The 9305-nt window shown below is 67.0% G+C and carries 7 protein-coding genes; 2 read left to right on the top strand and 5 right to left on the bottom strand.

The features are described from left to right. The first annotated feature begins 161 nt into the window (after positions 1 to 161). The gene (locus HCK04_RS39505; RefSeq protein ID WP_142652644.1) at positions 162 to 644 is read left to right on the top strand and encodes a hypothetical protein; all 483 of its coding nucleotides are present in this window, start codon (positions 162 to 164) and stop codon (positions 642 to 644) included. 121 nt (positions 645 to 765) lie between these two features. Here HCK04_RS39505 and HCK04_RS39510 read toward each other — a convergent pair whose 3' ends face one another. The 5 genes from HCK04_RS39510 to HCK04_RS39530 form a co-directional block, all read right to left on the bottom strand. Next, positions 766 to 1383 (bottom strand): A24 family peptidase, encoded by a 618-nt coding sequence (locus tag HCK04_RS39510; protein ID WP_142652645.1) that lies wholly within the window; start codon positions 1381 to 1383, stop codon positions 766 to 768. Between the two features lie 97 nt (positions 1384 to 1480). Then, complete coding sequence (locus HCK04_RS39515; protein WP_346776139.1) at positions 1481 to 1690, bottom strand: NlpC/P60 family protein; 210 nt, start codon at positions 1688 to 1690, stop codon at positions 1481 to 1483. Next, on the bottom strand, positions 1641 to 2747 hold the full coding sequence (locus HCK04_RS39520; RefSeq protein ID WP_168066648.1) for an AAA family ATPase: 1107 nt from the start codon (positions 2745 to 2747) through the stop codon (positions 1641 to 1643). The genes HCK04_RS39515 and HCK04_RS39520 overlap by 50 nt, the downstream gene beginning before the upstream one ends. Further along, positions 2741 to 4591: a DUF1998 domain-containing protein gene (locus HCK04_RS39525; RefSeq protein WP_142652648.1), complete on the bottom strand. Its 1851-nt coding sequence runs from the start codon at positions 4589 to 4591 to the stop codon at positions 2741 to 2743. The genes HCK04_RS39520 and HCK04_RS39525 overlap by 7 nt, the downstream gene beginning before the upstream one ends. Next, the gene (locus HCK04_RS39530; protein ID WP_240972253.1) at positions 4588 to 7590 is read right to left on the bottom strand and encodes a helicase-related protein; all 3003 of its coding nucleotides are present in this window, start codon (positions 7588 to 7590) and stop codon (positions 4588 to 4590) included. Before HCK04_RS39530 ends, HCK04_RS39525 begins: the two co-directional genes overlap by 4 nt. Before the next feature lie 310 nt (positions 7591 to 7900). Here HCK04_RS39530 and HCK04_RS44525 point away from each other — a divergent pair, with 310 nt between their 5' ends. Further along, positions 7901 to 9259: a sigma-70 family RNA polymerase sigma factor gene (locus tag HCK04_RS44525; RefSeq protein WP_168066650.1), complete on the top strand. Its 1359-nt coding sequence runs from the start codon at positions 7901 to 7903 to the stop codon at positions 9257 to 9259. Positions 9260 to 9305 lie beyond the last annotated feature (46 nt).

The raw sequence follows: 9305 nt of genomic DNA on the forward strand, positions 1-9305 counted from the left end.
ACTGGGCGACGAGGTGGTGCCCTCGCAGGCAGCTCCGCCTGGTGAACGACAAGCGAGACCCCTGATGCCTGTGGGTGTCTTGAGAGGCTGACAGGGCCGAGTAGGGCCATAGGGTGTTCTCGGCGGTGGTCCGCGTCTACATCACGGGGAGGAGAAACAGGGTGAATGCCGAGACGGCGAATCTGCTCTTCGACGTGGTTGAGCGCCTGGAGAAGAGCATCGTCGCTCGTGACTGCCCTGCAGTCGTCGTGCTGGATGGAGAGCGCCGTCTCGTCCTCAGTGACTACGACTACCTGCGCGATCGAGAGACCGCCGTTGCCTTCGAGCGTAGAGCCGCCGCGAAGGCCGGTGAGATCGGCGTGAGGCGCTGGGTCCTCGCGGTGCCGCAGGTGTGGATCTTCGAGCCGCCGGGCACCGTGGCCACGCGCGCGGTCTCGAACCATGCACTGCGCGAAGGCGAGCAAGAGGCGATCACCTGGATGAGTTTCGACCGTGATGACGGCGTTGACTACGGCCGCGTGGCCTATGCGCGCCGCCCCAGCGGGGAACCGGTTTTCGAAGAGCCGGAGATGTTCGAGGTCGGCGTACGGCCGAGGGAGATCATGCCGGGGTTCACGCTGCTGCGAGAGCTCCTCAACGAGTAGCGGGGCCGCCCCCCGAAGGGAACGGCCCCTGACCGGTTTCACTTCCTTCGCCAAAAGAGAAGGTGAGATCGGCCATGTCCAGCCTACGGCCCCAGCGTCGGCGGTGGAGAGCATTCGGCGGTCACGTCGCGAGGACAGCCACAAGGCAGCCGGCGAACATGAAGGGTCCATACGGTATGAGGGTGGATGCGGAGCCCTTCCGGCTGATCAGCATGGTCACCGCGTATAGCGCCGCCAGTATGAGCCCCGCGCCGATGCCGACGACCCAGGCGTGTGCGCCGATGGTCCCGAGGATCCCGCCGACAAGACCGGACGCCTTGACGTCTCCCGGCCCAAGGGCGGTGTTCATCCGCCGGAAGCACCAGTAGAGCGAGAAGGCGCCCAGCGCACCGAGGATTAGACCCACGGTGAGCGCTCCGTCCCTGCTCACTATCCCGCCGACGGCCACGAGCGCCAGGAGGACGACGTACGAGGGCAGCGTGAGCGCGTCCGGCAGTCGTCGCGTCCGCAGGTCGATCACGCTGAGCGCTACTCCAGCAGCGGCCATATAGAGGTATGCGGGGAGAAGCGGAGCAAGACCAATCCGCCAGCCGAGCAGCCCGAACACCGCCGCAGTGATGACCTGGGTTGAGTACGGGATGCCCTTTCGCGTAGCGAAGCGGTTGGCGATGATCCGAATGACCCACCCGATGGGGAGGCCAACGGTGGCAGTTCCCAGGGCAACGCCGATCGTCGACACTTGTCCCCCCACCCAACGGTGCTCGCATGAACCGCTCTATCCACGCAGCGAGAGCAAATGATAGCTATGGGTGATCAGGTGCGGCCAAGCCGTTTCGTTAGGACAGCCGTACGGCGCCGACGTAGTCGCTGCGGAACATCGGTGCGATCTGCACGTGGCTACCGGTGTGCGGGGCGTGGATCGTCTTCCCCTCGCCGATGTAGAGGCCCACGTGGTGAATTGACTCGGGTGCCAACCGGTCGTGTTCTTGCTGAGGTCTAACCAGGCAGAATCTGTCGGACGAGGGTCCGCTGCGGTATGCCGTCAAACATCCGCGGTTCCTGGTCCCCGGAATAGCAGATGTAAAGCTCTCCGCGCGTCCTCGTGACGAGCACGTAGTACTTCATCTTCAAATCCGCGCTGGACGGATCGTCCGTGTCGAGATGCGCATCCGGGACGATCACAGTGTCGAAATCCAGGCCCTTGACGCTCGCCCGATTCACCAGTCGGAGACCCGAACGATCTGGGTCGACTTTCCGGTACCGCGCGTCTTCCGCGGCACTGACATAGATCTGCGGTCGCAGGCCGGGGCTCACCCGCTCGATCTCCGCCAGCAACTCGCCCTGCTCACGGCTGTGCTTGACCACCACTCCGATCGTGCGCGTGCGATGGGTCTCGGCATAGCGGGCGAGCCAGCGCGCGAATGGACGGCGCGCTTCCGGGCGCCGCAGCAGCACCGGAACCGGCCCGTCCCGGTGCGGCAGCGGCGGCTGGTGCAGCCCCGGGTAGAAGTGGCGGGCGAGTTCCGCGACCGGGCGGGGGTTCCTCAGATTGGTGCTGATCTCCAGCCGTCCGCACCCGCCGAGAGCCTTCTCGATTTCATTGAGCGTGGATTGGGTACTGGTGATCCGCTGGCACTCGTCGGCGAACGCGACCACGTCCATTCCGAGGACTCTGCACAGGCCGAAGAACTCCTGCGGGAGGTCCTGCGCTTCGTCGATGACGAGAACATGTCCTCGTCGTCCGGTGTCGTGCAGGGCCGCAGACATCAAGCGGGTCCAGTCGAAGGCGCCGATCCTCGCTCCGCCGAGTGGCGAGCCGGTGGCCTCCCGGTACCAGGCGTGCACCCAGCCGTGAAAGGTCATGATCGGCAACGACACGCCGAGTTGCGCACCGCCGGCAGTCAGATGCTGTCCGAGTAGCTTCGAATGCGCGATCAGCGTCACGGGACGGCCGACGATCTCCAGCGCGGCGGCGTGGTGGATCGCGAGCAGGCTCTTGCCGGACCCGGGCGGTCCGCTGACCAGGTGATGGCCGGGCTTGGCGAGCTGGTCTAGCACGTGACGCTGCTCGGAGAGCAGGTCGAGATAGCCGATGGTCACCACGCACCGACCTGGTGCGCCGCCTCTTCCCGAGCAGCCTGCACGACGGGTTCGAAGAACCCCGGAATTCCTGAGCCGCCGACCACCATCACCCGGTCGAGCAGAATGTTGCCCACCTCGCAACTGGTCTCGGGGATGAGTGCGCAGGCGTGGCATGCCGCCCGGTTCAGGTTGCCGTACCCTTGGCCGCCGTGCTCGGAGCACAGCGGGTCGGCCGAGCACCAGGCGGCCTGTTCCAGGAGCCGTAGGAGAAGCTCGGGAAGCAGGTCGGGTTCGCCTTGACGCGCGAGACCGCCCAGGGTGCCCTCCGCATCGCCGGAGGCGGTGTAGACGAGCAGTCCGTACTGGTGATCATCGCCCTCCACAGAACGCGCATACACCCGCTCGCGCAGTGACGCGGCGCTGTACCCGGACTCGAAGGACAGTTGCCGGACGAGAAGATGCCCCAGTGTGTGCAGCAAAGGGAGCCGGGGCAGCAGCCGGGGACCGGCGAAGGCTTCGATCCGGTCCCGCTGGAACGACTTTGCCAGGTCTGCCTGCATTCCCGCGGTGCGGGTGCGAACTTGCGGAAGGGCCTCCCACTGCCTGAGCAGTTCCTCGTTCAGCGTCAGGAAAATCCCTTCGCCGAACACCTCAATGGCGGGCAACCAGCGTCGGCGTCCCGATGGGTCCACCGGAATCATCCGGCCCTCCGGGGAGACCCGGCTGAAACCCTGGAGCGCACGGACCTCACGGATTCGTTCGGCCACGACGACCCGCGAAATCCTCGCCTCCAGCTCAGTCCACGGAAGCTCTCGTGACGAGCCCAGGTTGACCTCGCGGGTGACGAAATGGGCGCTGCGCGCGGGTTTGGTCGCGGTGAAGGCGGCCCACTCGCCCCTGCTGAGATCGGGCCCCTCCCCGGTGGGCGCTGCCTCGGGGCTGGCGGCCTGCCCGGTTTCCTCCTCCACCAGCCGTTTGACGAGCGATGGGTCGGCCTCGGTCACTCCCGCGATGAGCACGATGAGGCCGTCCGCTCCCGGTGCGTCGGGCGACTGGCACAGCATGCCGAAGTATGGGTGCTCCCGAATCCGCCGCGTTGCCTCGTCGGCCACCACGGGCGCTGCGGGGGCTGGAATGTCGAGCGCCGAATGGACGACGGGATAGTAGACGTTGCCTGCGGTCCGCTGCACGATCTGGATTTGCTCCCCGCAGTCCTTCCGTTCGCTGAACCGTTCCCAGGGATTGCGCCCGCAGCAGCGCATCTTCTGCGTGCCCAGGATGTCGAGCAGGTCTCTCTGGGCCGCCGCACACTCCTCGTGCCGGCATCGCACCGTCAGCGCCTCAAGCCCGGTGGCGTTCTCTCCTGCCTCGAAGCTCAGCGCTGTCGACCCTGGGCATCTGTCGCGTTCCTCGGGCGTGAGCTGGGAGTGCGCCCAGTACCACCAGTCGACGTCCCCCAGGTGCCCGGCCTCGCAGATCTGGACGAACCGCATCGGGGTGAGTTTGTGCCGCGGACTACAGAAGGCGCAGTAAGGCGGATGTCCGAACTTCTCGTCCTGGATCCGCCAGTGCGTCATCCGACGGCACGATCCGCAGAAGAGCCAGGCCGGGAAGCGGATGAACGCCGGCCCCGACGCGTCGGGGACGTCGTAGTCCGCAACCGGTGCTTGCAATGGCGCCCACAGGCCCGTGACCTTCAGCTTTCGCTCCAGCCGGGGCGCGTGGATCTGTTCAAGGTTCCGTGGCGACGGCCAGTCAGCGATGCCGGCTGCGACGAATGATTCGCCCTGGACGTCGAACACCGCGCCCACCCCGAAAGGTACGACCGTCTGTGCCTGCCGGATGCGTAGCTTGCGGCTGCTCATTCCCCGGCCCCCTTCACGACGACCTGGCATTCACGGTCGACGCTACGCATGGAATGCTGCGTCTCCCACATGCCGCCGGGCCGGTCGAAGTTCTTGAGCAGGCTCGCCTGCGCCTTTCCCGCGGGTTTGTAGTACAGGCGTTTGCCCGCCTGCCTCGCATGCTCCGCCGCGTCCAGCCAGGCCCGGCGGAGTCCGTCGAGGTCGGCCCGCACCTCGCCGGCGGCGGACGGGTCTGCCTTGGCCGCCCAGCGGACCAGCCGGGATGTGGCCTCGGCCAGTTCGCTGGCGTGTTGGAGGACGTCGCCGGCTTGATCGTCCGCCGACAGTCCGAGGCCGTGCCGGACAAGGATCACCAGCGCGGCGTGCAGCGCCCGGCGGCGGGACGGGATCGACCACGGGGTCACGCTCGTCGGCTCGACATGTTGGTAGAGCGCCTTGTGGAACGTGCCGAACGTCTCGTAGTGCGAGCGGTCACGCGACCGGGTCGCGTTGAGGAAGGTGACCACGAGCCCGGGGACGCCGTGCCGCCCGACACGGCTGCTCGCCTGGATGTACTCTGCTGTCGCCTTCGGCTGGCCGAGCATCAGCATCAGCGCAAGCCGCTTCACGTCCACTCCGACCGAAAGCATGTTGGTGCAGACGACCATGGAGACGCTGTCAGGATCCTCGAAACTCAGCTCGAGGCGGTCCAGCAGTTTGGGCTGCTCCGATCTGTCGAGGTTGCTGGACAGTTCCTCCACCTGCCGTTCTGTCAGTTCACGACGGCGTCCAGGCGAGCCGAGGCCGCGCAGGTGCGCGGGGATCTCGTCACCGGCGGCAGTACGGGTCCGGCCAAGCTCTCGCATGCTGTGGTGGTAGGCGACGAGCGTCCAGTAGTCGTCGCGGTGCTCCTCGGGCAGCTCCATGGGCGCGTGCAACATGGCGGCCGCCGTCACCGCAGTTGCGCGGCCCGCGGTGTGGCCCTGTGCCATGACGCCGACGTACTTCCTCCCGGGGACGGTGTCATCCGGTTCGGCAAAGTAGGAGTAGCGGGCGTCCAGGCCCGCCGAGGGGAACAGCTGAACGCTGCGGCCGTACAGCGCGCGGATCTGCTCGCTCGCGCGCCGGATAGTGGCGGTGGACGCGACGACCTTCGGCCCGCGGGCTCCATTCCACGAGCACAGTTCGAGCACGGCTGCCTCGTACAGACCCACGGTGGTTCCGAGCGGGCCGGTGAGCAGGTGCAGCTCGTCCTGGATTACCAAGGAGGGGGGCAGGTACTCACCGCCGAACAGCCGTCCCGCGTCGGGCTCCCAGGCCAGCCGGGCGAACTTGTCCACGGTCCCGAGGACGAATGTCGGCGGGTCCGCATAGAGGTGCTCGTCGACCACCGCCACCGGCAGCCGTTCATGGAAGTGGCAATCATTCCTGGGGCACAGGAACCGGAAGGACGTCTCGGTCGTCCGTACTCCGTAGTCACCGATGTCGGGGGACTTGGCGGTGGGCATGATCTGCGTGCCGCACCACGGGCAGCGGTCGAGGATGAAGACGTCCTTCGGCCTGGCGGCCTCGCGCTGCTGCCGGAACATCTCGTGCGCCTCGGCGTACTTGTTGGGGGTGGTGCCGCCGCCGACCCACAGCCCGATGCTGAACGGGCCGCCCGGAATCACCGGGTCCTCCTTCAGTCGGAGGTACTCCAAGGCGCAGACGGTGGTCGCGGCACGCTGGAACTGCTGCGTCGTCAGCAGGCTCAGTGTGTATCGGCTGAGCACGGCGGTGCCGCCGCCGTCATCTCCATGCCGCAGCCTGCGCAGGATCATCTCGAAGGCGGCCAGAAAGAGGTACGCCTCTGTCTTACCGCCGCCTGTGGGGAACCAGAGCAGGTCCACCACCTCGCGGTCAGGGTGAGACTCGTCGATCAGCCCGCAGGCCGACAGCAGGAAGAACCCGAGCTGGAACGGGTGCCATGCCGCGCCGGGCGAGGGATCCGGATCCAGCGCGACGGCCTCGGAACGCGGACGGCGCCGTCCCCCGAGGTCCCGCGCCGAGTGCCGCATCTGGAGCGCCATCACCCGGTTGGCCAACCGGAAGGCACGAAGTGCCTGGCCGGAGGAGTCGGCGAACAGCGCGTCGGCCCCGAGTTCCATCCTGCGAACAGCGGTGTCCAGTCTGTCAATGATGCGCTCCGCCGCTTCCCGCGCTCCCGGGGGCACGTCGACCGTGCGCTGCTTCTGGCACCAATTCCGATAGCCGCCGATGAAGTCCATGATTTCCGTGTGCAGCCGGGGCTCCGCCACGTCCGGATCGGACAGGTGCGCGAGCTTCAGCACAGGTAGCCCGGACGGCCCGGCGGGCCTGATCGCCGGTACCTCGGCCTCCGGCATCATCTGGGTCCGGAGCCCAACCACCCGGCCGTCCTCGGCGATCTCGTCCACCGCGCAGCTGTGGCCGACGGCGTGTGTCACCACGTGCCGGTACTGCAGGCGCAGCTCCTGCTCTTCCAGGTCGCGGCTGGTCAGCCGGATGCTCGGGTATTGCAGCAGCTCGCCGCCGATCGGTTTGACCTCCAGCGAGACCTGAAAGAGCATGTCGTCCCATTGGGACCCGTGGTCCCCCATGGCCTTCTTGGTGTTGACCAGCGCGACGGTCACCAGCCGCTTACCTGCGAACGATCGCCACCGCAGGCGTATCTGCGCACGGCTGTCCCAGATGTCCCTCTCGACCTCTCCGGCCTTGAAGGTCTCCTCGAACTCCTCCAGCGGGACGCGCTGCCACTTCCTGACCTTGCCCCGCAGCGTCTCGTAGCGGGCGCCTCGGCAGGCCAGCGTCAGCTCTTCAGCGTCGGTGTAGAGGGAGATCCCCATCGAGGACGGCAGCCAGGCGTTGGCGTCCGGGACGGTGTCGTCCGCGAAGCGCGTCTCCTCGGACGGATCCTCAGGAGCGGCGCCCGGCTCGGTGACCTCGGCACCCTTGGTCAAGCTCTGCTGCCGGTCGGTGTCCTGAGGGTAGAGCGTGCCCATCAGGTAACGCCGGTTGGGTGGTTCCTCGATTAGCTCTGTGACTTCCCCGACCGGCCCGATCAGTTGCTGACGGAGGTACCCCAGTAGCTCCTCGCGTGGCGACATCCGCCCCTCCCGCTCCATCCGGACACCCGGATGCTAACAACGCTCAAGGACACAGACGCTTGCCGCAGAAATTTGGTTGTCTTGAATGTCGGTGGCTTATGGGAACGTTCTAATCATGACCGTTGAGACGCCATTGGCACGCCCGGGGGAGCCGGGCTTCCACCAAGTCGTGGCACGTGTCCTGCGGCAGCTCAGGAGCAGCGCCGTGAACGGCGCCGTGCCCGCCGGGGTCTTCGAGGATGCCGCCGAGCAGATGAGACTGAACCCGGAAGCGCGCGAGCGCGTCGTGGCGGCGCTGGGCGAAATGGGCCTTCGGGTCGTCATCACCAGGCCCGCAACGGTTGCGCCGTCCGAGCGGTCGGAGCGCGCGCTTGCGCTGGTACGCCGGTACCTCCCCACAGGCCGTGTCACGCGCGAGCAACTGAGTCGTTTCGGCGGGCTGGCCGGGCTGGATGCCGAAGAGATCGCGTCACTCCCCGAGCGCGCGAAGATGGCCGGCATCGTCGTCCTGCATGACGAACCGGTTTCCTCGTGGCCAGAACCAGCGTCCCCTCCAAGACGTGAGCCCGAGCTCGCCGCCGAGCCCGCCGGCAGGACGTACGACTTCCCTCGTGCCATCGCTGCGGCCCGGCGCCTCATTGGCGACGACCGGTTCCGCGCCGACCCCCGTAGGCACCTCCTCAGCGCAACCGAGGAGATGGGGTTGAGCATCCTGCTACGTGGCGGCGTCGACCGCGTGGGGGTCGAACCGACCGACGAGGAACTCTCCGCATTGCCCGCCGACGACATCCGCAGGGTGGCCCGCAACACCTTCGTCCTGCACAACACGCGGCTGGTGTACAGCGTCATCCTGGGCTACCTGGGGCAGGGGCTCGAGGAAGAAGATCTCGTCCAGCACGGAATCCTCGGTCTCATCCGCGCCGCCCGGAAGTTCGACCCACGCAAGGGCCACAAGTTCTCCACCTACGCCACCTGGTGGATCAGACAGTCAGTAACCCGGGCGATCGCCGACGAGGGCGCGGCCATCCGCATCCCCGTTCACATGCACGAGAAGATGCGCATGGTCGCGACCACGGAGTCAGCGTTGCGCCGGGCCGGCAGGTCCGCCACCGCGGTCGATGTGGCGCTGGCCACCGGCCTGGACGTCCGAGCGGTGGAGGAGGCGCGCGCCCTGAGCAAGGTCACCGACTCACTGGACCGAATCGTCGGGGACGGGGCCAACCTGGGCGATTTCCTGTCCCTGCCCGACCCCACGCCGGGGCCGGAGGAGAGGCTGCAGGAGATGCTCTCCGAGGAAGCCGTCGAGGAGTGGCTGGCCCCTCTCTCGGAAAAAGAAGCTGACATCCTCCGCAGGCACCTGGGCCTCGATGATGACGAACCCCAAACCCTTGAACAGATCGGCCACCACTACGGCGTGACCCGTGAGCGCATCCGGCAAATAGAGGCGAAGGCCCTGGAGCAGATCCGCGAGCGACTTCCCGAGGAACTCCGGGAGCGAATCCCCGCGCACCTTCGCAAGCGTTCGAAGAAGGCCCAGAAGAAGCCCGTGGGTAGATACAAGTAACCCGTCGAGAGGAGTACAAATCGTTCCGCTACGAAGGCCGCGGCCC

The organism is Microbispora sp. CL1-1, from assembly GCF_012034195.1.
Lineage (GTDB): Bacteria > Actinomycetota > Actinomycetes > Streptosporangiales > Streptosporangiaceae > Microbispora.